The sequence below is a fragment of the Lentzea sp. NPDC042327 genome (assembly GCF_040647275.1).
In the GTDB taxonomy this organism is placed as follows: Bacteria; Actinomycetota; Actinomycetes; order Mycobacteriales; family Pseudonocardiaceae; genus Lentzea.
This window is the reverse complement of sequence record NZ_JBEZBX010000020.1, coordinates 1-25,666: the sequence shown is the minus strand read 5'-3', so window position 1 is coordinate 25,666 and position 25,666 is coordinate 1. Positions and strand designations below refer to the sequence as shown.

General features: G+C 70.8%; 27 protein-coding genes and 1 riboswitch. Of the genes, 17 read left to right on the top strand and 10 right to left on the bottom strand.

The features are described 5' to 3' along the window. Positions 1–6 precede the first annotated feature (6 nt). On the top strand, positions 7–405 hold the full coding sequence (locus tag AB0A63_RS35565) for a VOC family protein (protein ID WP_360399359.1): 399 nt from the start codon (positions 7–9) through the stop codon (positions 403–405). Here the strand turns inward: AB0A63_RS35565 and AB0A63_RS35560 are convergent. Continuing rightward, positions 368–1,633, bottom strand: a complete 1,266-nt coding sequence (locus AB0A63_RS35560; RefSeq protein ID WP_360399356.1) for an MFS transporter — start codon at positions 1,631–1,633, stop codon at positions 368–370. The two genes, AB0A63_RS35565 and AB0A63_RS35560, sit on opposite strands and share 38 nt — an antisense overlap. 73 nt (positions 1,634–1,706) lie before the next feature. Between AB0A63_RS35560 and AB0A63_RS35555 the strand changes: the two genes are divergently transcribed. After that, the gene (locus AB0A63_RS35555) at positions 1,707–2,090 is read left to right on the top strand and encodes a VOC family protein (RefSeq protein ID WP_360399353.1); all 384 of its coding nucleotides are present in this window, start codon (positions 1,707–1,709) and stop codon (positions 2,088–2,090) included. On the opposite strand, the gene AB0A63_RS35550 is transcribed toward AB0A63_RS35555, so the two are convergent. Further along, entirely contained in the window at positions 2,072–2,974 is a 903-nt protein-coding gene (locus tag AB0A63_RS35550; RefSeq protein WP_360399350.1) for an AraC family transcriptional regulator, read from the bottom strand. The genes AB0A63_RS35555 and AB0A63_RS35550 overlap by 19 nt on opposite strands. Between AB0A63_RS35550 and AB0A63_RS35545 the strand changes: the two genes are divergently transcribed. After that, positions 2,973–3,467: an anthrone oxygenase family protein gene (locus AB0A63_RS35545; RefSeq protein ID WP_360399347.1), complete on the top strand. Its 495-nt coding sequence runs from the start codon at positions 2,973–2,975 to the stop codon at positions 3,465–3,467. The two genes, AB0A63_RS35550 and AB0A63_RS35545, sit on opposite strands and share 2 nt — an antisense overlap. On the opposite strand, the gene AB0A63_RS35540 is transcribed toward AB0A63_RS35545, so the two are convergent. Genes AB0A63_RS35540 through AB0A63_RS35530 form a run of 3 tightly spaced genes read right to left on the bottom strand, consistent with a single transcriptional unit; the run spans position 3,445 to position 5,767 of the window. Next, on the bottom strand, positions 3,445–4,644 hold the full coding sequence (locus AB0A63_RS35540) for a cytochrome P450 (RefSeq protein WP_360399344.1): 1,200 nt from the start codon (positions 4,642–4,644) through the stop codon (positions 3,445–3,447). The two genes, AB0A63_RS35545 and AB0A63_RS35540, sit on opposite strands and share 23 nt — an antisense overlap. Next, entirely contained in the window at positions 4,641–4,820 is a 180-nt protein-coding gene (locus AB0A63_RS35535) for a hypothetical protein (RefSeq protein ID WP_360399341.1), read from the bottom strand. Before AB0A63_RS35535 ends, AB0A63_RS35540 begins: the two co-directional genes overlap by 4 nt. A 26-nt stretch (positions 4,821–4,846) precedes the next feature. Next, positions 4,847–5,767 carry a nitrilase-related carbon-nitrogen hydrolase gene (locus AB0A63_RS35530; RefSeq protein WP_360399338.1) on the bottom strand — a complete coding sequence of 307 codons (921 nt, stop codon included), beginning with the start codon at positions 5,765–5,767 and terminating at the stop codon, positions 4,847–4,849. 24 nt (positions 5,768–5,791) lie between these two features. Between AB0A63_RS35530 and AB0A63_RS35525 the strand changes: the two genes are divergently transcribed. Beyond that, positions 5,792–6,286 carry a DinB family protein gene (locus tag AB0A63_RS35525; protein ID WP_360399335.1) on the top strand — a complete coding sequence of 165 codons (495 nt, stop codon included), beginning with the start codon at positions 5,792–5,794 and terminating at the stop codon, positions 6,284–6,286. 18 nt (positions 6,287–6,304) lie between these two features. Here AB0A63_RS35525 and AB0A63_RS35520 read toward each other — a convergent pair whose 3' ends face one another. Continuing rightward, positions 6,305–8,389, bottom strand: a complete 2,085-nt coding sequence (locus AB0A63_RS35520) for a RecQ family ATP-dependent DNA helicase (protein ID WP_360399331.1) — start codon at positions 8,387–8,389, stop codon at positions 6,305–6,307. 63 nt (positions 8,390–8,452) lie between these two features. On the opposite strand from AB0A63_RS35520, the gene AB0A63_RS35515 reads away from it, so the two are divergent. The 10 genes from AB0A63_RS35515 to AB0A63_RS35470 all read left to right on the top strand — a co-directional run bounded on the left by AB0A63_RS35515 (position 8,453) and on the right by AB0A63_RS35470 (position 19,062). Beyond that, a complete protein-coding gene (locus AB0A63_RS35515) occupies positions 8,453–9,718 on the top strand; it encodes a glutamate-5-semialdehyde dehydrogenase (protein ID WP_360399329.1) in 1,266 nt (421 codons plus the stop codon). Positions 9,719–9,734: 16 nt separating this feature from the next. After that, positions 9,735–10,904 (top strand): cytochrome P450, encoded by a 1,170-nt coding sequence (locus tag AB0A63_RS35510; protein ID WP_360399326.1) that lies wholly within the window; start codon positions 9,735–9,737, stop codon positions 10,902–10,904. 179 nt (positions 10,905–11,083) lie between these two features. Further along, positions 11,084–11,665 (top strand): nicotinate-nucleotide adenylyltransferase, encoded by a 582-nt coding sequence (gene nadD, locus AB0A63_RS35505; protein WP_360399323.1) that lies wholly within the window; start codon positions 11,084–11,086, stop codon positions 11,663–11,665. Positions 11,666–11,750: 85 nt separating this feature from the next. Beyond that, positions 11,751–11,954 (top strand): cold-shock protein, encoded by a 204-nt coding sequence (locus AB0A63_RS35500; RefSeq protein WP_053735596.1) that lies wholly within the window; start codon positions 11,751–11,753, stop codon positions 11,952–11,954. Positions 11,955–12,096: 142 nt separating this feature from the next. Beyond that, positions 12,097–12,486 carry a ribosome silencing factor gene (rsfS, locus tag AB0A63_RS35495; protein ID WP_360399320.1) on the top strand — a complete coding sequence of 130 codons (390 nt, stop codon included), beginning with the start codon at positions 12,097–12,099 and terminating at the stop codon, positions 12,484–12,486. Positions 12,487–12,489: 3 nt separating this feature from the next. Next, positions 12,490–13,095 carry a histidine phosphatase family protein gene (locus AB0A63_RS35490; protein WP_360399317.1) on the top strand — a complete coding sequence of 202 codons (606 nt, stop codon included), beginning with the start codon at positions 12,490–12,492 and terminating at the stop codon, positions 13,093–13,095. Beyond that, positions 13,092–13,805 carry a diglucosylglycerate octanoyltransferase gene (gene octT / locus AB0A63_RS35485; protein ID WP_360399314.1) on the top strand — a complete coding sequence of 238 codons (714 nt, stop codon included), beginning with the start codon at positions 13,092–13,094 and terminating at the stop codon, positions 13,803–13,805. The genes AB0A63_RS35490 and octT overlap by 4 nt, the downstream gene beginning before the upstream one ends. Positions 13,806–13,825: 20 nt before the next feature. Beyond that, complete coding sequence (locus AB0A63_RS35480) at positions 13,826–14,719, top strand: DegV family protein (protein ID WP_360399311.1); 894 nt, start codon at positions 13,826–13,828, stop codon at positions 14,717–14,719. Between the two features lie 87 nt (positions 14,720–14,806). Next, complete coding sequence (locus tag AB0A63_RS35475) at positions 14,807–15,484, top strand: ComEA family DNA-binding protein (RefSeq protein ID WP_360399308.1); 678 nt, start codon at positions 14,807–14,809, stop codon at positions 15,482–15,484. An 881-nt stretch (positions 15,485–16,365) separates the two neighbouring features. Beyond that, positions 16,366–19,062, top strand: a complete 2,697-nt coding sequence (locus tag AB0A63_RS35470; protein WP_360399305.1) for a DNA internalization-related competence protein ComEC/Rec2 — start codon at positions 16,366–16,368, stop codon at positions 19,060–19,062. A 79-nt stretch (positions 19,063–19,141) separates the two neighbouring features. Here the strand turns inward: AB0A63_RS35470 and thrC are convergent, their stop codons facing one another. After that, complete coding sequence (gene thrC, locus AB0A63_RS35465) at positions 19,142–20,398, bottom strand: threonine synthase (RefSeq protein WP_360399302.1); 1,257 nt, start codon at positions 20,396–20,398, stop codon at positions 19,142–19,144. Positions 20,399–20,409: 11 nt separating this feature from the next. Next, a riboswitch (SAM riboswitch) is annotated at positions 20,410–20,529 on the bottom strand. A gap of 87 nt (positions 20,530–20,616) precedes the next feature. Here thrC and holA point away from each other — a divergent pair. Beyond that, entirely contained in the window at positions 20,617–21,585 is a 969-nt protein-coding gene (gene holA, locus AB0A63_RS35460; RefSeq protein WP_360399299.1) for a DNA polymerase III subunit delta, read from the top strand. Positions 21,586–21,786: 201 nt separating this feature from the next. Here holA and rpsT read toward each other — a convergent pair whose 3' ends face one another. From rpsT to AB0A63_RS35445, 3 genes are all read right to left on the bottom strand, one after another. After that, positions 21,787–22,053, bottom strand: coding sequence for a 30S ribosomal protein S20 (gene rpsT / locus AB0A63_RS35455; RefSeq protein WP_030468084.1), 267 nt, complete (start codon positions 22,051–22,053; stop codon positions 21,787–21,789). Positions 22,054–22,284: 231 nt separating this feature from the next. Next, a complete protein-coding gene (locus AB0A63_RS35450) occupies positions 22,285–22,497 on the bottom strand; it encodes a hypothetical protein (RefSeq protein ID WP_360399296.1) in 213 nt (70 codons plus the stop codon). Continuing rightward, the gene (locus AB0A63_RS35445; RefSeq protein ID WP_360399293.1) at positions 22,497–23,429 is read right to left on the bottom strand and encodes an SPFH domain-containing protein; all 933 of its coding nucleotides are present in this window, start codon (positions 23,427–23,429) and stop codon (positions 22,497–22,499) included. The genes AB0A63_RS35450 and AB0A63_RS35445 overlap by 1 nt, the downstream gene beginning before the upstream one ends. A gap of 73 nt (positions 23,430–23,502) precedes the next feature. Here AB0A63_RS35445 and AB0A63_RS35440 point away from each other — a divergent pair, with 73 nt between their 5' ends. Together AB0A63_RS35440 and AB0A63_RS35435 are read left to right on the top strand one after the other, a co-directional pair. Beyond that, complete coding sequence (locus AB0A63_RS35440) at positions 23,503–23,937, top strand: NUDIX hydrolase (protein WP_360399290.1); 435 nt, start codon at positions 23,503–23,505, stop codon at positions 23,935–23,937. Positions 23,938–23,980: 43 nt separating this feature from the next. Then, positions 23,981–25,324, top strand: a complete 1,344-nt coding sequence (locus tag AB0A63_RS35435; protein ID WP_360399287.1) for a polysaccharide lyase 6 family protein — start codon at positions 23,981–23,983, stop codon at positions 25,322–25,324. Positions 25,325–25,666: the final 342 nt, after the last annotated feature.

The window sequence follows — 25,666 nt, the reverse complement described above, 5'->3', positions numbered from 1 at the left end:
GGTCGCATGGCCCGGATGCACGACGTCGTCATCGACTGCGCCCACCCCGCCTCGCTCGCCAGGTTCTGGGCGGCGGTGCTGGACGACCACGAGCTCGCGCCGTACACCGATGAAGAGCTGGAACGGTTGCGCGGCAAGGGGATCACCGACCCCGAGGACGACCCGTCGGTGTTGCTGGACGGGTCGCCCCGGTTCTTCTTCAACCGCGTCCCGGAACCCAAGACCGGCAAGAACCGCGTGCACGTCGACCTGTGGTGCGACGACGTCGAGGCCGAGGTGGCCCGGCTCGTCGCCCTCGGCGCCGCGGTGATCAGCCGGGACGGCGTGTGGTTCGTGCTCGCCGACCCCGAGGGCAACGAGTTCTGCCTCAGCTCAACCGAACACCCCTTGTCTCCGGAAGGGTGAGGATCGCCAGGAACGTGATCACCGCCGCCACCGCCACGTACCAGAAGAACGTGGTGCCCGGCAGCGCCTGGATCACCAGCGGCGCCGTGCCACCGAACAGCGCGACCGTGAGGTTGTACCAGGCGCCGATCCCGAGCCCGCGCAGCTCCGTCGGGAACAGCTCGCTCATCAACGCCGGTGCGATCGACGTGATCGTCGTGTAGAGCCCCAGGCCCACGCAGAACACCACGAGCAGGTTCCCCAGCCCCGGCTGCACCAGCGCGGACAGCGGTACGATCAGCACCGCCGTCACCGCCGACCACACCAGGATCTGCGGCTTGCGCCCCACCCGGTCCGCCAGCCAGCCCATCGGGTACTGCAGGACGATGAACACACCGGTGGCGATCGACAACGCCAGGAACACGTCGACGTCGTCCGCACCGCGGGTCTTCACCGCGAACGGCGTCAGCGCCGAGAAGAACGTGTAGAAGCACAGCGTCGACAACAGCGTGAAGCCCACCAGCTGCCCGACCGCTTTGGGGTGCTCCCGCAGCGTGGTCAGCAACGGGTTCTTCAGCTTCTCCGCCTTCGCACGGTTCTCCTCGAACTGCTCGGTCTCCGGCAGCGCCCGCCGCAGCCACAGCCCGATCAGCCCGAGCACGCCGCCGACCAGGAACGGCACCCGCCACCCGTAGGACGCCATCGCCGCCGCGTCGAGGCTGCGGCTGAGGAAGAACCCGAGCAGCGACGCCACCAGCACCGCGGCACCGGTCGAGATGTAGAAGAACGACGAGTACCGCCCGCGGTGGCTCGGCTTGGCGATCTCACCTAGGTACGCCGACGCGTTGGAGACCTCGCCGCCCAGCGCCATGCCCTGGGCGATCCGCGCCAGCACCAGCAGCGCCGGGGACAGCCACCCGACCTGCTCGAACGTCGGCAGCAACCCGATCACCACCGACCCGCCCGACATGAGCACGATCGTCAGCAGCATCGCGGTCCGCCGCCCGCGGACGTCCGCGAACCGGCCGAGCAGGTACCCGCCGAGCGGGCGGAAGAAGAAGGCCAGCGCGAACGTCGCGAACGTGCTCAGCAGGGCAGCGGCCTCGTTGCCCTTCGGGAAGATCTGCGTGGCGAAGTAGATGCTGAACGCGGTGTAGATGCCCCAGTCGTACCACTCGACCGCGTTGCCGGCCGAGGCCGCGACCAGCTTGCGCACGGGCAGTCGATGCGTTTCCGAAGTAACCGCCATGCGATCACCCTGTCACACAGCGCAATCCCCTGTGGGTGCGTCTCATCAGGCGGGGAGGGCGATACTCGTCGGCGTGCGATCCATTGGTTTGGTGACGTTGGTGGTCCGCGACTACGACGAGGCGATCCGCTTCTACGTGGACGGTCTCGGGTTCACGCTGGTCGAGGACACGCCACAGGGCGACAAGCGCTGGGTGGTGGTGTCGGCGGGCGACGGTGCGTCGTTGTTGTTGGCGGAGGCCACATCGGAGGAACAGGCCGCACGCGTCGGTGACCAGACCGGTGGCCGGGTCGGGTTCTTCCTCACCACCGACGACTTCGACCGCGACCACGCCCGCATGACCGCGTTCGGCGTGCGCTTCCTGGAGACGCCACGCGACGAGGTCTACGGCAAGGTCGCCGTGTTCGAAGACCTCTACGGCAACCGCTGGGACCTGCTTCAGCCCGCACGGGCCTGACCGGGCGAGACGCCGACGACGCGTTTGAACGCCCGGCTGAACGCCGCCTCCGACTCGTAGCCCAGGTCGCGTGCGATCTCGCTGACCGTGGAGTCGCGGTCCTGCAAGCGGTTCATCGCCACGTGCATGCGCCACCGCGTCACGTACCGCATCGCCGGCTCGCCGACCAGGCCGGTGAAGCGGGCCGCGAACGCCGAACGGGACATCGCGGTCCGCTGGGCGAGGCGGTCGACGGTCCACGGGTGCGCGGGGTCGCGGTGGATCAGCGTGAGCGCCCGGCCGATCTGCCGGTCCTGCAACGCGCCCAGCCACCCGGTGCGCGCCGCCGGGTCGTTCGCGAGCCAGGAGCGGATGGTCTGGATCACCAGCACGTCGGCGAGGCGGGTGATGACCGCCTCCCCGCCGGGGCGCAGCGTCCGAGCCTCGGCGGCCATCAGGTCGATGATCGCGCGCATGTCGTCGGCCTGGCGGACGTGCAGGACCTGCGGCAGCACCTCGACCAGGTGCTGGGCGGCCGGGTGGTCGAACCGCACCGTGCCGCACACCAGGTGCGTCACGCCGCCACCGCCGCCATGGCGCAGGATCGCGTAGTTGTCGGTCTCGAACTCGTGCGGCAAGGTCGTCACCACCGGCGACGCGGCGTCCGCGGTGCTGAACAGGCGGTGGCCCTGGCCGCCGGGCACCAGCAGGACGTCACCGGGGGCGAGGACGGTGGTCCCGCCGTCGGCCTCGACCTGGCAGCGACCGCTCGTGAGCACGTGGAACCACAGGCAGTCCGCCATGTCGGGCATCGTGAGGCCCCACGGCTCGGTCAGCTCGTTCCGGCAGTAGAAGGTGCCGGACATGCGCAGCAGGTGCAGGGCTTCGGCCAGCGCGTCCGTCATGCCCGACATTCTGGACGATCGAGCAAAGCTGCGCGATGAACTGTCATTGAGAGTCCACGCTGATCGGGACAGGGTTGGCATCATGGACACCACCACGCTCATCGCAAGCGCCGCAACCGGTCTGATGGCCGGCGTCTTCTTCGCGTTCTCCACCTCGGTGATGCCCGGTCTCGCGGACCTTCCGCCCGAACACGGCCGCGCGGCCATGCGGCGCCTGAACGCCCGCATCCAGAACCCGGTGTTCCTGCTCGTCTTCCTCGGTACCGCGGTGGTGTGCGGGATCGAGGTCGTCCAGGGGCGCCATGTCGGCGGCCTGCTTTACCTCGTCGGCGTGTTCGTGCTGACGATGGTCGTCAACGTGCCGATGAACAACCGTCTCGAACGGACCGACGACGCCTACTGGCCCGAGTACCTGCGCCGGTGGACGTTGTGGAACCACGTGCGCGGCGTCGCCGGTCTCGCCTCGGCGGTCACCCTGCCACTCGGACTTTGATGCCCTGCTTCGGTCGCATCGCCGCCAGGCTCACCGGTGTGACCCGCTGGGCGAGCAACACCGGTTTCGGCCGCTGCAGCAAAGCCTTCAGCATCACGGTCAGCTCCGTCACCGCGAGACCGGCACCGATGCACCGGTGCGGCCCGCCGCCGAACGGCAGGAACTCGTGCGGCGCGGGCTTGTGCTCCCAGCGGTCCGGATCGAACCGCAGCGGATCCGGCCACACCTCGGGCAACCGGTGCGTGACGTACGGGCTGTACAGCAGGAAGGTGCCCTGCTCGATCCGCTTCCCGGCGAACTCGAAGTCCCGCGTCGCGGTCCGCGCCGACACCACCGCGGGCGGGTAGAGCCGCAGCGTCTCGTTCACGACGTTGCCGAGGAACTCGTCGTCCTCCGCCGCGCGCTCCCAGATCCCGTTGTGCCGCAACAGGTTGAACACCGACCACGCCATCGCGGCACTCGTCGTCTCGTACCCGGCGGCGATCAGCGTCACCACCTGGTCGCGCACCTCCAGGTCGCTCAGCCCGTCGTCACCCCCGCCGTGCACGAGCGCCGCGAGCACGTGGTCGTCCTCGGCCGTCCCCTTCTCCCGCGCCTCCTCGATCGCCCGGTACACCCGCGCGTCGACGGCCCGCCGCGCCCGCATCGCGTTGCGCCAGGCAGGGGCGTTCAGCCGGCGCAGCACCGTCACCACGGCCGGGTTGCGGTCGATCAGGTTGATCAGCACCTGCAGGTGCGCCCCGAAGAAGTCCGCGTCCCCGGCGAGCTCCGCCCCGAACAACGCCTCGATCGTGCTGCGCCGGATCGCCCGCCGGAACTCCTGGTAGACGTCGACCACCGCACCGGGCCGCCACGCGTCGAGCGCCGCCTCGGCGTTGGCCGCCATCACCGGTGCGTACCCGGCGATCCGCCGGTGCGCCAACGCCGGCTGCACGAGCCGGCGCCGCCGCCCGTGGTCCTCGCCGTCGCTGACGATCAACGACGTCGGCCCGTCGACCGGCACCAGCGACTGGAACGCCCGCTCCACCCCGAACAGCCCGGAGTTCGCGAACACGAACCGGTTCGCCTCCGGCCCGAGCAGGCAGGTGTACGGGCCCAGCCGCACGACCGGCCCGAACCGCCGGTGTGCCGCGAGGAGGAGCTCGGCCCGCCGGAACCGCACGACACCCGCAGTCATGCCGAGGACACTGCCACAGAGGACCCTTCGGCAGGTGGCCTACCGCGGCGGTCGACCCGCCACGGCTGGTCGGTGAGCACCAACGTGAACACCACCGCGATGCTGTTCATCGAGTCCCACAGGGCGTGCGGGAACGACACCCCGAGGTGCGCGGCGAACAGCCGCCCGGTGAGCATGAAGTGCTCGCGCCCGCTCCGGTCCGTCAGCCGGGAAAGCCCCGTCTTCGGTCCACGCTCACCCCGAACACGTCCGGTCTCGCCCTGAGCCCGTCCGGGTCGAGCTCCCGCCGCGCACCGCGCACCACCGCGGGGTCGATGTCGGCGATCACGAGCCGCTCCTCGCCCCGCACGGGTGCCACCAGCCACCGGCCGTCCGGCCCCGCGATCGCCGACCCGCCGTCGTAGGGCGAGCGGTGCCGGGCCGCCAGGACCTCGTCCCGCAGCGGGAAACCGGCTGGCACGTCCGCGTAGTCGACCACCGCTCCGGCCGCGAGCGAGTACACCCCGCCCTCCAGCGCGACGAACCGGGTGATGTCGCCGGTCAGCCTGGTGGAGCCCGGCCACACCGACACGTGCAGGTCCGGTGCCTGCGCGTAGGGACTGTGCCGCGCCAACGGCATCCAGTTCTCCCAGCAGCACAGGCCGCCGACGCGCACACCGCCGACCTCGTGCACCTGCAGGCCGTGCCCGTCCCCGTTGCTCCACACCGCCCGTTCCTCCGGCGTGGGCACCAGCTTGCGGTGCACTCCGCACACACCGGTCACCGGGTCGATGGCCAGCAGCGTGCAGTACACGGTGCCGCGCCCCGGCCCGCGCTCGGCGATCCCGAGGTAGGTGAACACCCCGTGGTCCCGGACGGACTCGACGACCACCCGCACCTCGGGTCCGCTCAGCTCGACCGCGAGCTCCCGGTACGCCGCGCAGGCCGCCTCCTGCCGGTCGTCGGCGAACTCCACACCACCGGCCTCGCTGAGCCAGATCGGGTAGCCCGGCAAGAAGGTCTCCGGGAACACGACGAGCTCCACACCCTCCGCCGCGGCCCGCCCCACGAAGTCGACCACCTTGCGCACGCCCGCCTCGCGGTCCAGCCACGGACAGCGGGCCTGGGCAGCGGCAACGCGCACGACGACCTCCTCTAGGTTGACGACATGGCTGTCTCCCAACGCGACCTGCTGCGCTGGCAGTTCGAGCTGACCTGGTCGCTGTTCGAGCACCACCTGGAGCTGCTGGACCCCGCGGACCTCCTCTGGGAACCGCAGACCCCTGCCGTGTTCACCATGCGCCACAACGGCACGGGGTGGGACCGCGACTGGCCCACGCCCGAGCAGGAACCCACCGGCGTGGCCACGGCGGCCTGGCTGACGTGGCACATCGGCTGGTGGTGGACGGCTGCGGTCGACCACGTGCGCGGGAACGAGCCGCGAGAGGTGGTGTGGCCGGGGCCAGAGCTGGCCGTGGAGTGGTTGCGCGGATTGCGCGCGCAGTGGCTGGACGTGCTGGCGACCGCCGACCTGGAGGCGACCACCGGCTTCCCGTGGCCGGACGGGACGATGTCCGTCGCGCACACCCTCGCCTGGGTCAACGCCGAGCTGATGAAGAACGTGGCCGAGATCGGACAGCTCCGGCGGCTGGCCGCCCGCTAGCCGGTCCTGGACCCGCCGTCAGTTCGTCACCGCCAGCGCGAACGGCAGCACCGCGGGCACCCCCTCCCTCCTGAGCAGCCGGGCGGCCACGGTCATCGTCCAGCCGGTGTCGACGTGGTCGTCCACCAGCAGCACCGGACCGTCCACACCGGACAGGTCGGGGACCTCGCCGGACCGCACCAGGCCGGCCAGCCGCTGGGCGCTGTTGGCCCGGTGCGTCGACTCGCCGAGCCAGACCGTGCCCAGCAACGGCAGCCGGCCGATCGACGAGATGCGCTGACCGAAGCTGCCCACCAGGGACGGGCGGTTGCGGGAGCCGACCACCACCACGCCGACCGGGCGCTCGTCCCAGCCCCACGCCGACAGCACCTTCACGCAGGCCGCGAACACGTCGTCGGGGATCTCCCGGTCGGCGCCGTCGGCGAGCAGGTCGCGCAGCCGGTTGCCCCAGCCGATGTCGGTGAGCCGGCCCAGCGCCCGTCCCGTGGCCGCCACCTCGGACGCGGGGATCTTGCCGGACAGGTCGACGCCGATCGCCTTCATGCCGGTCGGCCACATCTTGCGCGGCGCCACGTCAACGCCCGGCCGCAGCAGCCGTTCGCGGGCAGCGCCGGCCGCGGTCTCGGACACGTCCACCGACAACCGCTCGCCCGTGCAGTTGTCGCAGCGGCCGCAGTCGTGCGCGGTCGGGTCGTCGAGCTGGTCCTGCAGGAACCGCATCCGGCACGCCGACGTCCGCTGGTACTCGATCATCACCTGCTGCTCGGCGCGGCGGGCCTCGGCGATCCGCGCGTACCGCTCGCCGTCGTACTCCCACGGCCGCCCGGTCGCCTCCCAGCCACCGCGCACCCTGCGGACGGCGCCGTCCACGTCCAGCACCTTGAGCACGACCTCGAGCCGCCCGCGCGACAGCTCGACCACCGGCTCCAGCGCGGCCGTCGACAGCGCCCTGCCCGCCCCGGACAACGCGGACAGCACCTGCCGCACGACCACCTCGGCCGGGAACGCGAGGGACGCGAAGTACGCCCAGATGTCCCGGTCCTCGTGGCCAGGCAACAGGATCACCTCGGCGCGTTCGACACCGCGGCCCGCCCGGCCGATCTGCTGGTAGTAGGCGATGGGGGAGGAGGGCGCGCCGACGTGCACGACGAACCCCAGGTCCGGCTTGTCGAACCCCATGCCCAGCGCGGAGGTGGCGACGAGGGCCTTGACCCTGTTGGCGAGCAGGTCCTCCTCGGCCCGCTGCCGTTCGGCCGGCTCGGTCTTGCCCGAGTACGCGGCCACCGCGAAGCCCCGGTCGGACAGGAACGCGGCGATGTCGTCCGCCGCCGCGACCGTGAGGGTGTAGATGATCCCCGAGCCAGGCAGCCGCTCCAGCCGCTCGGCGAGCCAGCCCAGGCGCGCCTCGGCGGTCGGCAGCTGCGCCACGCCCAGCCGCAGGCTGTCGCGGTCCAGCGGCCCGCGCAGCACCAGCGTGCCCTCCTCGGCACCGAGCCCCAGCTGCTCGGTGACGTCGTGGACCACCCGGTCGTTGGCCGTCGCCGTCGTCGCCAGCACCGGCACGCCCGGCGGCAGCTCCGCCAGCAGCGTCCGCAGCCTGCGGTAGTCCGGCCGGAAGTCGTGGCCCCAGTCGGAGATGCAGTGCGCCTCGTCGACCACGAGCAGACCGGCCGAGGCCGTCAGCGAGGGCAGCACCGAGTCGCGGAAGTCCGGGTTGTTCAGCCGTTCCGGGCTCACCAGGAGCACGTCGACCTCACCGGCGGCGACCTGCGCCTGCACCGCGTCCCACTCGTCGGTGTTGGCGGAGTTGATCGTCACCGCGTGCACCCCGGCCCGCGCCGCCGCGTCGACCTGGTTGCGCATCAACGCGAGCAACGGCGAGACGATGACCGTCGGGCCCTCGCCGAGCTGCCGCAGCAACGCCGTGGCGATGAAGTACACCGCCGACTTGCCCCACCCCGTGCGCTGGACGACCAGTGCCCTGCGGCGCTGCGCCACGAGGGTGTGGATCGCCGTCCACTGGTCCTCGCGCAGCACCGCCTCCGGGCCCGCCAGTGCCCGGAGCCGCTCCTCCGCCAGTTCCCGCAACGCGATGTCGTCCATGGGGAGCAAGCTTGCCAGGTAGGTCTGACAATTGTGATTGCCGCAGGTCGTAAGCTGTGCGGCGTGACTGAAGACCTGCGCGACCAGGTGCACGCCGCAGCCCGCCGCGCCCGCGTCGCCGCCGACGACCTCGTCCTCGCCACCCGTGAGCGCAAGGACGCCGCGCTGCACGAGATGGCCGCCGCCCTCCGCGCGCGCACGCCGGAGATCATCGAGGCCAACGGGAAGGACCTCGAAGCGGGCAGGGCGGCCGGTCTGCCGGAGAACATCCTCGACCGGCTCACGCTGACCGAGGCGCGCGTCGACGCCGTGGCCAAGGGCCTGGAGACCGTCGCGGGACTCGCCGACCCGGTCGGCGAGGTCGTGCGCGGCTCGATCCTGCCGAACGGGCTGGAGCTCAAGCAGGTCCGCGTCCCGATGGGCGTCGTCGGCATGGTCTACGAGGGCCGCCCGAACGTCACGGTCGACGCCGCCGGTCTCGCGCTGAAGTCGGGCAACGCCGCTCTGCTGCGCGGTTCCTCTACCGCCGAGCACTCGAACACGACGCTCGTCGCCGTCCTGCGCGACGCACTCGAAAGCGTGAACCTGCCGGCTGACTGCGTACAGCTGCTGCCGTGCCACGACCGCGCGTCCGTCACGGCCCTCATCACCGCACGCGGCCTGGTCGACCTGGTGATCCCGCGCGGCGGCTCCGGCCTGATCAACGCCGTCGTCGAGCAGGCGACCGTGCCCACGATCGAGACCGGCGTCGGCAACTGCCACGTCTACGTGGACGCGCACGCCGACCTCGACATGGCCGAGGCCATCGTCCTCAACGCCAAGACCCGGCGCACCAGCGTGTGCAACGCGGCCGAGTCCCTGCTGGTGCACAAGGACGTCGCCGCGGAGTTCGTCCCGCGCATCACCAAGGCGCTGCAGCAGGAGGACGTCACCATCCACGGTGACGACCAGTTCGCGCAGCAGCCCGATGTCGTGCAGGCCAACGACGACGACTGGGGCACCGAGTACCTGAGCCTCGACATCGCCGCGAAGGTGGTCGACTCCCTCGACGACGCGGTCAGCCACATCGCCCAGCACGGCTCCGGGCACAGCGAGGCCATCGTGACGAACGACGTCGCGGCGGCACGCAGGTTCACCGCCCGCGTGGACGCGGCGGCGGTGTTCGTCAACGCCTCCACGGCCTTCACCGACGGCGCCGAGTTCGGCATGGGCGCGGAGATCGGCATCTCCACGCAGAAGCTGCACGCCCGCGGCCCGATGGGCCTGACCGAGCTGACGTCCACGAAGTGGGTCGCGTGGGGCGAAGGGCACACGCGCCCGAAGGCGTAGCCCTACCTTCGGGGACATGGCTCCCACCTACCCGTTCTCCGAACCCGACGGCCTGGCCCTCGACCCGGCGTATGAACGGTTACGGCGCGAAGAACCCGTTGCGCGCGTGACGTTCCCCTACGGCGGCGAGGGCTGGCTCGTCACGTCGTACGAAGAGACGAAGTTCGTCCTGGGCGACCCGCGGTTCAGCCGCGCCCGCACCGTCGGGCGGGACGTGCCGCGGATGCAGCCCCTCATCGCGCCCGGCGGGTCGATCCTGACCTCCGACGGCGAGGACCACGCCCGCCTGCGCCGCCTCGTGTCGAAGGCGTTCACCGTGCGGCGGGTCGAGGCGCTGCGGCCGCGTGCCCAGGAGATCACCGAGGACCTGCTCGACCGCCTCGACAACCCCGGCGACCTGGTCGAGGGCTTCACGACGCCGTTCCCGGTCACGATCATCTGCGAGCTGCTCGGCGTGCCCTTCGCGGACCGCGCGGAGTTCCGCACGTGGTCGAACCAGGTCATGGGCACGGTCGGCGGCAACACGCCCCAGGAGGCGGCGGAGGGCGTCGCGAAGCTCCACGCCTACTTCACCGCACTGGTGGCGAAACGCCGTGCGCAGCCCACGGACGACCTGTACAGCGCACTGGTCGCCGCCCGTGACAACGACGACCGGCTCAGCGAGGACGAGCTGGTCCGGTTCGGCATCACGCTGCTCGTCGCCGGTCATGAGACCACCGCGAACATGCTCGGCAACAGCATCCTCACGCTGCTGGAACACCCCGGCGTCTGGCAGCGGCTGGTCGACGACCCCCAGGAAGTTCCCCGCGCGGTCGAGGAGCTGCTGCGGTTCGTCCCGCTGGGCAGCGGCGCCGGCTTCCCGCGGATCGCGACCGAGGCCGTCCGGATCGGGGACGTGCGGGTCGAGGAGGGTGACGCGCTGCTGGTCGTGGTGTCGTCGGCCAACCGCGACGAGTCCGTGTACCGCGACAGCGCCGAGTTCGACCTGGACCGCGAGACCGGTCAGCACCTGCAGTTCGGCCACGGCGTCCACTTCTGCCTCGGTTCGCAGCTCGCGCGGATGGAGCTGCACGTCGCACTGGCCGCGGTGCTGCGCAGGATGCCGGGGCTGCGGCTGGCCGAACCCGTCGAGTTCCGCAAGGGTTCGCTGGTCAGGGGCCCGTTGCGGCTCGTGGCGAGCTGGTGAGGAAAATCTTCACGAAGTCGCGTAATGGGGGAGCGGCGGGTGCGTTTCCCCGGTGCGCGGCTCTGCTTCGGGGTGGGCCGCGACCCGCACGGCCCGTCCTCCCCCTGGGCCGTGCGGTGTGATCAGCACGACGGGCGCCGGAGCTCGGGAGCGGTCCGGCGCCCGTCTACGCTGTTTCGATGCGCATCGGCGTCATGGGCGGCACGTTCGACCCCGTCCACCACGGCCACCTCGTGGCCGCCAGCGAGGTGCAGGCCAGGTTCGACCTGGACCGCGTGATCTTCGTGCCGACCGGTCAGCCCTGGCAGAAGGCGTCGCGCGAGGTCTCCCCGGCCGAGGACCGCTACCTGATGACGGTCATCGCCACCGCGTCCAACCCCCGGTTCTCGGTCAGCCGCGTGGACATCGACCGCGAGGGCCCCACCTACACCGTGGACACGCTGACCGACCTCAAGGCGCAGTACCCGGACGCCGAGCTGTTCTTCATCACCGGCGCGGACGCGCTCGAGCAGATCCTGTCCTGGAAACGCGCGGAGGACGCGTTCGCGTTGGCCCACTTCATCGGAGTCACCCGTCCGGGCTACACGTTGGACGACCACCACCTGCCGCCGGGCGCCGTCTCGTTGGTCGAGGTCCCGGCCATGGCGATCTCCTCCACAGGCTGTCGCGACCGCACCGCCTCGGGCCAACCGGTCTGGTACCTCGTACCGGACGGGGTGGTCCAGTACATCGCCAAGACGGGCCTGTACTCCGAGTCGTAATCACGTTCGAGTGGATTTTGCGTGCATCCGAGGGCCCGGGGAGCAACAATCGACGGGTTGTTGCTGGTTCGTGGAAGGCAAGACTTTGGCTACAGGCACCGTGAAGTGGTTCAACGCCGAAAAGGGCTTCGGGTTCATCGCGCCCGACGACGGCTCGGCTGACGTCTTCGTGCACTACTCGGAGATCCAGTCCAAGGGGTTCCGCTCGCTCGAGGAGAACCAGAAGGTCGAGTTCGAGGTCGGTCAGGGCCAGAAGGGCCCGCAGGCCCAGCAGGTCCGCCCGATCTAGTCTTCGGCGCAGGTGAAGGCCACCTCAGGGCGCTGAGGTGGCCTTCGTCATGCCTGGGCGTGAAGTACCCGTTTGGCGCTCGCCGGTACCCTCAGTAACTCGTGCGGGCGTATCGACGTCCGCCGGAAGTCAGAGGAGTGACGTGGCAGCCACCGACGAGGCACGACGGCTGGCGCTGGTCGCGGCGAACGCAGCGGCCGACAAGAAGGCGCACGACGTGACGGTGCTCGACGTCTCCGACCAGCTCGTGATCACCGATGTGTTCGTGATCGCGTCCGCTCCCAACGAGCGGCAGGTCGGAGCGATCGTCGACAACATCGAGGAGAAGCTGCGGGAGGCCGGCACGAAGCCGGTGCGCCGCGAAGGGGCCCGCGAGGGCCGGTGGGTGCTGCTGGACTTCGTGGACGTCGTCGTGCACGTGCAGCACACCGAGGAGCGCAGCTTCTACGGCCTGGAGCGGCTGTGGAAGGACTGCCCGCGCATCGAGTTCGAAGCGGACGTCCCCGCCGACACCGCGGCCGAGCAGGGGTAGCCGATGGCCCTGAGCCGGCTCGTGCTGTGGCGGCACGGCGAGACCGACTACAACGCGACCGGCCGCCTGCAGGGCCACCTGGACTCGGCGCTCACCGAGACCGGCCTCAACCAGGCGCGCTTCGCCGTTCCGGTGCTCGCCGGCTTCGAACCGGAGGTCGTGGTCGCCTCCGATCTGCAACGTGCGCGCGACACGGCGCGTGTGTTCACCACGTCCGCGGACGTGCCGTTGCGCATCGACGCGCGGCTGCGCGAGACGCACCTGGGCAAGTGGCAGGGGCTGACCACGGCCGAGGTGGACCAGGAGTGGCCGGGTGCGGTCACCGTGTGGCGCACCGACCCCACCTACACGCCGCCGGACGGTGAGTCGCGGGTCGAGGTCGCCGAGCGGGCCATCAAGGTCGTGCAGGAGGTCGACGCGGAGTTCTCCGAGACCGTCCTGCTGTGCGCGCACGGCGGCCTGATCAGCGCGTTGACCGGGCGACTGCTCGAACTGCCGGTGGAGAACTGGTCGCAGCTCGGCGGCATCTCGAACTGCCACTGGACCGTGTTCACCCGGCGCAACGACCGGTGGCGGCTGTCGTCGTACAACGCGGGCACCACGCGTTGAGACTGCTCGTCCTGGGCGACTCGCTGTCGTTCTTCGGACCGTCCGGGCCGTTGCCCGCCGATCATCCGCGGCTGTGGCACAACCTCTGTGCCGCGGCCCTGGGCGGGTCGGCGGAGCTGGCCGCGGGGTTCGGGTGGACGGCGCGGGACGCCTGGTGGGCGTTGACGGGTGATCCGCGGATCTGGTCGTTGCTGCCGTCCACGGACGTGCTGATCTTCGCGGTCGGCAGCATGGACACGCTGCCGTCGCCGCTGCCGACCTATCTGCGCGAAGGGCTGCGTTATGTGCGGCCTGACTGGTTGCGACGGTGGGTGCGCGCGCGTTACATCGCCGCGCAGCCACTGTTGGCGCCGTATGCGCGCGTTGCCCTGCCTCCGGCGCTGACGGCTCGTTATCTGCGCGACTCGCTGCAGTCAGTGCGCAATCTCCAGTACACGATGCCCGCGATCGGGATGGTGCCGTCAGTGCACCGGGCCGAGTCGTACGGGTTCGTGCACTCCGGGCACGCGGCTGCGGTGAAGGCTGTGCGCGGGTGGGCCGCACATGCGGAGGTGCCCCTGCTGGACCTGCCCGCGGTGATCGGCCCGCACGTCCGTTCGGGTGCGGGCAACCCCGATGGGATGCACTGGGGCTGGGAGGGGCACGAGCTGGTGGGCGAGGCCATGGCCGAGCTCATCTCGTCCGTGGCGGTCAATCACACGGAGGAGTGAGGGCCGTAGGCTCGTCGCTCGTGCGCATCTCCATCGTCACCGACTCCACGGCGTATCTGCCCGAGGGGTTCGCGCAGCGCCATTCGATCACCGTGGTGCCGTTGCACGTCGCGGTGGACGGTGCCGGGCGTCTCGACGGCGTCGACTTCGGCCCGGCCGAGCTGGCCGCCGCGCTGGCGGAGCACCGCCGGGTGACCACGTCGCGTCCGACACCGGGCGAGATGGCCGACGTGTACCGGGACGTGTTGTCGTCGTCCGACGCGATCGTGTCCGTTCATCTCTCGCGCGAGCTCTCGGGGACGTGGGAGGCGGCTCGGCTCGCGGCGGAGGAGATCGACCCGTCCCGCATCCGCGTGGTCGACTCGCGGTCGACGGGCATGGGGCTCGGGTTCGCCGTGCTGCGCGCGTGTGCCGCTGTCGGTGCCGGGCATTCGCACGCCGAGGTCGAGGACGCCGCGTCCACCGCGGCCGCCGAGACCCGGATGTTCTTCTGCGTCGAAACCCTGGACCACCTGCGCCGCGGCGGCCGGATCGGTGCGGCCGCGGCCCTGGTGGGCACCGCGCTGGCCGTGAAGCCGCTGCTGCACGTCGACGACGGCCGGATCGTGCCGCTGGAGAAGGTGCGCACGATGAGCCGGGCGGTGGCCCGACTGGTGGACCTCGCCGCGGCGGCGGCCGGCGACGGCCCGGTGGGACTGGCCGTGCACCACCTCGCAGCACCGGAACGCGCCGCAGAACTGGCCACCCACCTGGACGAACGCCTCCCCGGCTCGACCGGGTGCGTGATCTCGGAGGTCGGCGCGGTGATCGGCGCGCACACGGGCCCCGGCGTCCTCGGCGTGGTGGTCCTGCCAGGAGGACCGGACATCCTCCCACACACCCCCGACAATCCCGGTTCCCCGAGCAGCGAGTGATCGCGACCTGTCCACAACCCGCGAGTAACCCACAGCCCGGCACTTCCCCCGCACCCCCCACCCCTCCCACTCCGTAACTTCGACCCCATGCTCCCCCGCTCCCACCACGACGACACCCCGGCCGACCGCCTGGAAGCACTGGCCGCCAAGGTCCGCGCCGACCCGACCCTCGTCCACGCGAACTCCGCCGACTCCACTGAACACGGCCACCCCCGCCGCTTCCGGCTGCCCCGGCTGCCCCGCCGCGGCCTGCTCGCCTTCGGCATCGCCGTTGCCTGCACGGTCATCGGCCTGTCCACCTGGCTGCAACGCCCCACCGCCGAGTCCGCACCGGACCTGGCCCTCGTCAGCACCAGCGCCCCGGCCCCCGAACTGGTCGTGAACGTGATCGGCGAGGTGGCCACCCCCGGCCTCGTCACCGCCACCTCCGGCGCCCGCGTCGCCGACGCCCTGCGCCTGGCCGGCGGCATCCACCCCGGCACCGACCTCCACGGCCTCAACCTGGCCCGCAAACTGACCGACGGCGAACAGATCGCGGTCGGCATCCCACCCCCACCCGAGGCCGTGCACCCGGCCAAGCTGAACCTGAACACCGCCTCGGCCACCGACCTCGACTCCCTGCCCGGAGTAGGCCCGATCACCGCCCAGCGCATCGTCGACCACCGCACCCGCAAGGGCCCGTTCGCTTCCGTCGACGAACTCCGCGACGTGGAAGGCATCGGCGACACCAAGCTCGCGAAACTCGCCGACCTGGTCCACACCTGACCCCCAGCGCTTCCACCCGCTGGCCCAACTCGCTGGCCCCATCCCGGACGCCGGGCTCCCGCAGCCATCCCGCTGACCTCGCCCGCCCCTGGCTGCCCGCACCTCGTCCCCGCTGACGGCCCGCACCCGAGGCCCGGCGCTCGACACCTCGCCCCACGCGCCCTGCCCACCCGCGCCCGCGTCCCACTCACGCCCGCGTCCCACTCACGCCCGCGCTCCACCCCACGCCCGCGCCCGTGCCCGACGCCGCGCGTTCCACAGCCCACCTCGCACTCGCCGAGAGGAACTCCCATGCCTTGCACCGTCGCCATGCCCGCACCCGACCTCATCTGGCACCAGTCCACCCGCCCCGGCCGCCTGTACTCCGGCCTCCTGCGCACCCCGCTCCTCACCATCCGCGAGTTCTCCCCGAACGGCCTCCCACACCGCCGAGCCCGCACCCGCACAACAACCAGCCGTGCCCCTGCCACCGCGCCCCGCCCTCCCACAGCCGCCTCCCGGTCTCCCACGGCCGCACCTCGATCTCCCGCCCCCGCGCCCCGGTCCTCCACCATCGCGGCGCGACCTCCCACACCCGAGCCCCGCAGACACCCAGCCCACGACCACCCCCTGATCCCCGCAACCGCCGCTGCATGGGCAACCGCCCTGGCCGCCCTGTTCCTGACCCGCCACACGGCAGTCCTCATCGGACTGACCACAGGAACAGCCGCCCTGCTCGCCCAACGCCGAGCCTGGCGCCGCCGAGCCTGGTGCTCCAACCGCCGCGCACTCGCCACCCTCCTCACCGACCCCACCCCAAGCGCCCCGACAGCGAAGGCCCGACCATGCCTCGCAGACACCCGGTAACCCACGACTACCGCTTGGTCCCCGCAGCCACCGCAGTGTGGGCAACGGCCCTGTCCGGCCTCTACCTGAGCTGGCAGGCCGCAGTCCTCATCGGACTGTCCGCCGGCGCGGTCGGCCTGATCGCCTGGCACCGGGCGTGGTGGCCCAAGGCGGGCGCGATCGCCCTCGTGCTCGCCGGCCCGATCGCCGGTGCCTGGGTCGGCAGCCACGTCCTGCGCGCCGAGACCCACCCGCTCCGCCTGGCCGCCGACGAGGGCCGCACGACCACGGTGACCGCGGAGCTGAGCACGAGACCGCGTGGCATCCGGGCCGCGGGGTTCGGCGGGCACCAGGCCGGGGTGGACCACGTCGTCGTCACCGCGACGGCGAACGGGGCCACCGTCGTCATCCTCGCGCCGGCCGCGCAGTGGCGTGACCTGCTGCCCGGTCAGCGGGTCACTGTGAAGGGCTCGCTCGCCCCGCCGAGACCGGGCGACCTCACCTCCGCCCTGCTCCGGGTCCGCGGGCCACCGGCGGACGTGCAGCCGCCACCGGCCTGGCAGCGCTGGGCCGACCACCTCCGCGACGGCCTGAGCAGGGCCAGCGCCACCCTCGGCGAGGAGGAGGCGGGACTGCTGCCCGCGTTGGTGGTGGGCGACACCGAGCACATGGTGCCGCGCATCGTCGACGAGTTCCGGACAGCGGGCCTGGCCCACCTGCTCGCGGTGAGCGGCGCGAACCTGGCCATCGTCTGCGGCGCGGTCTACCTGCTGCTGCGGAAGACCGGTCCGCGCAAGGCGGCGGTGGGTGCGTTGGTGGCACTCGTGGGGTTTGTGGCCCTGGCCGGTCCCGAGCCGAGCGTGCTGCGGGCCGCGGTGATGGGTGCCGTCGCGTTGCTGGCGCTGTTCATCGGCCGCGAACGGTCAGCGCTGCCGTCGTTGGCGACGACGGTGCTCGTCCTGGTGCTCGTCGATCCGGCGCTGGGAGCCGATCCCGGGTTCGCGTTGTCCGTGACGGCCACGGCGGCGTTGGTGCTCGTGGCACCGAGATGGGCACGCAGGCTGAAGGAACGCGGTGTGCCGCAAGGGTTCGCCGAAGCACTTGCCGTGCCCGCGGTCGCCAGCCTCGCGACGGCTCCGCTCGTGGTCGGGTTGTCGGGGCAGATCAGCCTCGTGTCGGTGCTCGCGAACCTGGCCGTCGCACCGGTGGTGGCACCCGCGACGGTGCTGGGTGTGGTGGCGGCGGTCATCGCGCCGCTGTTCCCACCGGCTGCCGAGGTGGTGGTGCACGTGGCCGGGCCGGCCGTGACGTGGCTGGTCCTGGTCGGGCGGCACGCGGCGACGGTGCCGGGTGCGTCGCTGAGCTGGCCGGAGGGCTGGGTCGGCGGGCTCGCGCTGGCGGTGGTCACGGCGATCGTCTTCCTGTTGTTGCGCAACAAGAAGACGCGGGTGCTGACGGTCGCGCTCCTCGTCGGCGGCTTCGTGGCGCTGGTGCCGATGCGGACCATCGCGCCGATGTGGCCGCCGGCCGGCTGGAAGGTCGTGAGCTGCGACGTCGGCCAGGGCGACGCGCTCGTGCTGGCCACCGCGGAGGCCGACCGCGCGGTCGTGGTCGACACCGGGCCCGACCCCGGCGCGATCGACCGGTGCCTGAGGACGTTGGGGATCACGCGGATCCCGCTGATCGTGCTGTCGCACCTGCACGCCGACCACATCGGCGGCCTGCAGGCGGTGCTCGCCGGGCGTGCGGTGGGCGCGGTGGCGGTGGGACCGCTCAAGGAGCCGGCGTGGGCGTGGAAGGAGGTCAACGAGCAGGCGCGCGCGAACGGCGTGCGGGTGCTGGAACCGAAGGCGGGTGAGCGGTTCGCCTGGCCGGGGCTGGAACTGGAGGTGCTGGGCCCGCGGCGGCAACCGGTCGTCGCTGAGACGAACACGGTCGTGAACGACTACTCGCTCGTACTGCGGGCCACCACACCCGCGGGCCGGGTGCTGCTCACCGGTGACGTCGAACTGGCCGGCCAGGCCGCGTTGCTGGGGGAGCGGGACCTGGGGGCCGAGGTGCTCAAGGTGCCCCACCACGGCTCACGTTCCTCGTTGCCCGCGTTCCTGGAACGCGTGCGACCGCGGGTCGCACTGGTGAGCGTCGGCACCGGCAACCGCTACGGGCACCCGAGCCCGCAGGTGATCGACGCGCTGCGGGCGGGTGGCGCCCTGGTGTTGCGCACGGACAAGGACGGCGACCTGGCGGTGTTGCCCGGAAGCCGAGTCGTACGAAGGAAAAGGAGAAGGAAGATGGACCAGGTCTGGATCAGGCTCCACAACGCGCGCTACCCGATTCCCGGCGGCACGCCCGGTTTCGCCTGGGCGATGTGGCAGCCCGGTTACCCCGCCACCCAGTGGCCGCACGACGAACTGAAGCCCGACTTCGCCTACTACCTCTGCGAAACGCTGGAGGACGGCAGCCGCGCCATCACCTACCGCGCCCGCGCCACGCACGTGCTGCCACCCACGGAGGCCGCCGACGCGGACGCCGCCTACGACCTCGTCGCCGAGCACGTGTTCGACGACGGCATGCGCATCGCCCCGGACGTCTGGCACGAGTACCACTACAACGCCCTCAAAGCAGAAGCCCCGTGGCCGCAACGGATCGTGGCCTGGCGCGCCGAGGTGGAACCGGTCGGCCCGCACGTTCGCGACGAGCTGCGCCGCTTCCCGCGCACGGGCTGGACGAAGTCGGCCGCGATCACCCTCTGACGCTCACCGCGTGAAACGACGCGGTCCGGGGACGCGGACGTCCCCGGACCGGGAGGAGGTGATCTGCTGAACGAACGACCTAGCCCAGTGCCTTGAGCACGGCCTCGGCCGACGGCGGCACAGTGGCGCGCGGGCCGATCGTGTCGCCGAGGGCGTCGAGGGTCTTGAGGCCGTCACCGGTGATCAGCAGGACGGTCTCGCCGTCGGGGTCGAGCTGGCCCGTCTCGATCAGCTTCTTCGCCGTCGCCACGGTCACGCCGCCGGCGGTCTCGGCGAAGATGCCCTCGGTGCGGGCGAGGAGCTTGATGCCCTCGACGACCTCTTCGTCGGTCACGTCCTCGATGGCGCCGTTGGTGCGGCGGACCGTGTCGAGCACGTACGGGCCGTCGGCGGGGGCACCGATCGCCAGCGAGCGGGCGATGGTGTCGGGGCGGACCGGGCGGATGACGTCGTGGCCGTCCTTGAAGGCGGTGGACACGGGCGAGCAGCCGGTGGCCTGGGCGCCGAACACGCGGTACGGGGAGGCCTCGACGAGGTCGAGCTGGCCGAGCTCGCGGAAGGCCTTGTCGATCTTGGTGAGCTGGGAGCCGGAGGCGACCGGCACGACGATCTGGTCGGGCAGGCGCCAGCCGAGCTGCTCGGCGACCTCGTAGCCGAGGGTCTTGGAGCCCTCCGCGTAGTACGGGCGGACGTTGACGTTCACGAACGCCCAGTCCTCGTGCTCCGCGGCGAGCTCCTGGGCGAGGCGGTTGACGTCGTCGTAGTTGCCGTCGACGGCGATCAGGGCGCCCTCGTAGACGGCGCTCATGAGGATCTTGGCGCGTTCCAGGGAGGAGGGGACCAGTACGACGGACTCCCAGCCGGCGCGGGCGGCGGCCGCGGCGACGGCGTTGGCGAGGTTGCCGGTGGAGGGGCAGGCCAGGACCTTGAAGCCGAGCTCGCGGGCGGCGGCCAGTGCCACGCCGACCACGCGGTCCTTGAAGGAGTGGGTGGGGTTGCCGGTGTCGTCCTTCACCCAGACCTTGCGGACGCCCAGCGCCTTCGCGAGGCGGTCGGCCTCGACCAGGCGGGTGCCGCCGGGGTCGGTGTTCGGGTGCTGTTCCACAGTGGACGGAACGGGCAGAAGGCCGCGGTAGCGCCAGATTGAACGGGGGCCGGCCTCGATGTCCTCGCGCCGCACCCTGCCGAAGTCGTAGGCCACTTCCAGCGGCCCGAAACACTCGAGACAGGCGTATTCCGGAGCGAGAGGGGTCTCATTTCCGCACTCACGGCACAGCAGCGCGCGGGCGGGGCCGAGGTCGAACTTGGTGCTCGTGGGCACAGTGACAGCAGTCATCGCGAGGTATCTCCTCATCTTTCCCGCGAAATCGAACGGGTCGGAATTGGCACCGTGATCGTCTGCGCATAGCGCTGACGCCGGTTGCCGGGGCTTCTTCGGGCCGGTCCCTCTGCCCCTCTGGATGAGCGGTGTTCAGTTGTGGCCACCAACGTACGGCACGTCTCCGCCGCTCGGCCACAAACGTCCACGATTCGGGACGTGGGAGGATGCGGAGCGTGAGCGCACCGGAGTCACTGCACCTCGTCGTCGGCGAGGAGGAGTTGCTGGTCGAACGCGCAGTTCGGGCGGCACTCGAGGCCGCGCGCGCGGTCGACGCGTCGGCCGACCTGACCCGCGTGCAGGTGAGCGATCTCACGCCGCCGGAGCTCGCCGAGCTGGTGAGCCCGTCGCTGTTCGCCGAGGGCCGGGTGATCGTCCTGCAGAACGCGCAGGACATCAGCAAGGAGATCGCCGACACGGTGCTCTCCTACCTCAAGGCGCCCGCGGACGGGGTGACGCTCGTCGTCGTGCACACCGGTGGCGGCCGCAGCAAGGCGGCCAAGGACCTGCCCGGCCAGCTGAAGAAGGCCGGTGCGGCGGTCACCGAGTGCGGCAAGGTCACCAAGTCGGCCGAGCGCGAGGCGTTCGTGCGCAACGAGGTGCGGCAGGCGGGCGGCAAGATCGACCCAGAGGCGGTCGCGACGCTCATCGACGCCGTGGGCACGAACCTGCGCGAGCTCGCCGCGGCGGCCTCGCAGCTGGTGTCGGACACCGACGGCAAGGTGACGGTCGAGGAGATCCGCCGCTACCACCAGGGCAAGGCCGAGGTGACCGGGTTCGCCGTCGCGGAGAAGGCTGTCACCGGTGACCGTGCGGGCGCGATGGAGTCGTTGCGGTGGGCCATGCAGCTCGGTGTGCCGCACGTGCTGGTCGCCGACGCGCTGGCGGACGCGGTGCGCACCGTCGCACGCGTCTCCGCGGTGGGCCGGGCCGACCCGTTCAGCCTGGCCGGTCCGCTCGGCATGCCGCCGTGGAAGATCAAGAAAGCCCAGGCGCAGGCCCGTGGCTGGGAGCAGGCCGGTCTCGCGGACGCGATGCAGGTGGTCGCGGGGCTCAACGCCGACGTGAAGGGCGTGGCGGCCGATGCCGACTACGCGCTGGAGCGCGCCGTGCTGCGGATCGTGGCGGCACACGGCCGCCGGTAGCGCCCTCGCGGCGTTCCCGCGGAACCGTCCACGCACCGGAATTGACCGTGCCGCGCCAGCTTCCGCACGGAGCGGCGCGTCGTGAAGCTCAATGAGGTGAATGCGTGGAGCGACTCCATGGCCCTCATCCCCACCAGAACAGCGAAAAGGGCCCGCTCCACGAGGAGCGAGCCCTTCCCGACGGCTCTGAGGTGAGCGGAATCAGCCCTCGAGCTGGTTCGCGCGCAGCGCCATCGCCGACTTCTTGTTGGCGGCCTGGTTGGCGTGGATGACGCCCTTGGTGGCGGCCTTGTCGAGCTTGCGGGACGCGTCCTGCAGCAGCTCCAGGGCCTTCGCCTTGTCACCGGCCTCGGCAGCCTCGCGGAACTTGCGGATGGCCGTCTTGAGGGACGACTTGACCGACTTGTTGCGCAGGCGCGCCTTCTCGTTGGTCTTGATCCGCTTGAGCTGGGACTTGATGTTCGCCATGCGACATCACCCTTCTGTGTCGAAACCGGAGTTCGTGACGCGCTTGGTCGGCACCGGCGAGAGCCGGCTCTCCTCCACGGCGGAGCGCCGCGCGTTCACGACGACGAAGGATATCAGGCCAGCTCAGCGCACCGTGAACCCGGCCTTCTCGGCGCGAGCTAGCAGCCCGAACGCCGCGGAAGCGGTTCAATACTGCTGAAACGCCTGTTCAGCGCGCCGCGGCGACCGGTCTCAGCCCTCGTCCGGTTCCGGTTTCTTCGGCGGACGGCCGCGGCGCGGCATCTTCTTCGCTTCACCGGGCAGCCGGCCTGCCTCCGCCAGCGCACGCCGCAGCAGGAACTCGATCTGCGCGTTGGTGCTGCGCAGCTCGTCGTTCGCCCACCTGCTCAACGCGTCGTGCACGGCCGGGTCGAGCCTGAGCAGAACGCTTTTGCGCTCCGCCATCAGGTGTACAGCGACCCGGTGTTGACCACGGGCTGGGTGGAGCGGTCACCGCACAGGACGACGAGCAGGTTCGAGACCATCGCCGCCTTGCGCTCCTCGTCGAGCTCCACGACGTCGTGCGCGGCGAGCCGTTCCAGCGCGAGCTCGACCATGCCGACGGCGCCCTCGACGATCCGGGTGCGGGCCGCCACGACCGCGCCCGCCTGCTGCCGCTGCAACATGGCGTGGGCGATCTCCGGCGCGTACGCGAGGTGCGTGAGCCGCGACTCGATGACCTTCACGCCCGCGGACTGCACGCGTGCCGAGATCTCGATCGCGAGCGTCTCAGTGATCTCGTCCGCGTTCTCCCGCAGCGACAGCCCCGCCCCCTCGTGGTTGTCGTACGGGTAGCTCGTCGCGATGTGCCGGACCGCGGTCTCGGTCTGGATGCCCACGAACCGCACGAAGTCGTCGACCTCGAACCGTGCGCGCGCGGTGTCCTCGACCTGCCACACGACCACGGCGGCGATCTCGATCGGGTTGCCGTCCGCGTCGTTGACCTTCAGCGTCTGCGTCTCGTGGTTGCGGATGCGGGTGGAGATCTTCTCCCGCGTCGTCAGCGGGTTCGCCCACCGCAGACCGTCCGAGCGGACCGTGCCGACGTAGCGGCCGAGGAACTGCAGCACCCGCGCCTCACCGGGCGCGACGGTGAACAGCCCCTTCATCAGCAGCGACGCCGCCAGGAGCACCAGCACCCCCGCGACCAGCATCCCTGCCGACGGCTCGCCGCCGTTGGCCTCCGCGACCCTGACTCCCTCGATGATCGTCCACACGCCCACCGCGAACACCGCCAACCCTGCGAAGAACATCGGCAGACCGGCGATCTCCCGTGCGTGCTTCTCGCGCACGACAGGTGCCGGCATGTGCACTGTCGTGTCGATGGTTGCGCTCATCCAGACCCCCTGGTGAAGTAGTATCTAAGTGATATCACTTTTTTGCGGGTGATCACAAGTTAGGCTGAGCCGCATGAGGGCGAAGAAGCAGCGTGTGGCCGCGTACGGGGTGTGCGTCGACGAGGCGGACCGGATCCTGCTGGCGCGCTGGCTTGGCCCAACGGGCAAACGTTGGATCCTCCCCGGCGGTGGCATCGAGCACGGCGAGCACCCGTACGACGCGGTCGTCCGCGAGGTCGAGGAGGAGACCGGGTTCACCGTCGAGGTGGTGCGCCTGCTCGGCATCGACTCGGAGCTCCGCACCGAGTCCCGCCACGACTACCACGCACTTCGCATCATGTACGAGGTCCGGATCATCGGCGGCGAGCTGCGCAACGAGGTGGGCGGCACGACCGACCTCGCCCAGTGGCACCCGCTCGCAGACGTCGGACAACTCGACCGCGTGCCGTCCCTCGACACCGCCCTCGGCCTCTACCGGACCGCCCCACCCGCGGGAATTCTGCGGTAGGTTCGCTCCTGCCGCCGCCAACTGCCCACAACGGAGTTGGCGAATGATCCGATCACTGGCCGCTGTCGCCGCGGCCGCCCTGCTGTCGTCCTTCGTCCACGTGCCGGCCCAGGCCGCCGTGGTCGCCGTCTCGACCGTGTCCTCCCTGCAGGCCGCGATCGACACCGCCCGCCCGGGCCAGCGCATCGTCCTCGCACGAGGCGTCCACCCGGCCGACCGGCCCGTCAAGATCACCAGGTCCGGCATCACCGTCGCCGCGCAGACCATCGGCGCCACGGTGTTCACCGGCAGGGGTGGCATCGCGCTCGGCGACGTCCGCGACGTCACCGTCGAGGGCTTCGTGTTCGACGGCGAGTCCGGCACGACCGTCCCCGCGGGAGCGCTCGCCACGCGCATCACCCGCAACACCTACAACGGCAACAGGGACGGCGCCTCGCTCACCGTGAGCGCGAACGACGTCGAGGTGGACCACAACACGTTCTCGAACCGTTCGAACGAGGGCGTGTACCTGCAGATCACGGGGCCGGGCAGCGAGATCGCCCAGCGCACCCACGTCCACCACAACTACTTCTACAACCACTCGTTCACCGGCTCGAACGGCGGCGAGTCCATCCGGCTCGGCTACAGCCACAAGCAGTCGAAGTCGGCGTACGCGGTCATCGAGCACAACCTGTTCGACAAGGCCAACGGCGATGCCGAGGCCATCTCGGTCAAGTCCTCGGACAACACGGTCCGCTTCAACACCATCCGCAACAGCAAGGGCTACATCGTCCTGCGCCACGGCAACCGCACGGTCGTGGAGGGGAACCTGCTGTTCGGGAGCGGCATCCGGTTCCACGGGAACGACCACCGGGTGTTCAACAACTACGTGCAGAACACCGGTGACCGCGCGATCGTGTTCGGCAAGGGCTCGGAGACCGACAGCGGACCGACCTCCACCTCGCACGACCGCCCCGACCGCGTGACGGTCGCGTTCAACACGCTGGTCGGCACGGGCGCCGTGGTCGACAGCGACACGGGCACGTACGCGCCGAAGGACTGCGTGCTCGCGAACAACATCATCCAGGGGTCGTCGTCGAAGCTGGTCGACCTGATGAGCGGCTCGACGGTGAAGTACGAGGGCAACATCGTCTGGGGCGGTACCGCCGGCATCCCGTCCGGCTACCGCTCGGTCGACCCGAAGCTCGTGCGCGACTCGAACGGACTGCTGCGCCTGTCGTCGGGCAGCCCGGCGATCGACACCTCGGCGGGCCCCTACTCGTACGTCACGCGCGACTTCGACCCGCAGGCCCGCTCCGGCAAACCGGACGTGGGGGCCGACGAGTACAGCACTTCGGCCACGCGGAAGCCGCTCACGACCGCGGACGTCGGCGTGAACGCGCCCTGAGTCGGCGTTTGTCCTGGTGACCGCACGTGTGGCGGTCACCAGGACCCCCCGATTTGGAGATCGAAACACCCCCGTGTAATGTTCTCCATGTCAGAGCGAAGCGGGCCGGAAATCAAAACCGGAACGGGCCTGGCAAAAGCCGGATAAGAAGGGCCTCTGAGAGGCGGATTTGACACCGGCGGGCAAGACCAAATAAGCTTCAGCAACACAAGCCCCGAGAGAAACTCTCCGGAAACGGAGACGGACTCGGTGAGCGCGTGTTCTTTGAGAACTCAACAGCGTGCCGATAACACAGCCAGTAATATGAATACTCCTCGTCAGGAGTATTCCTTTGAGTAGCTA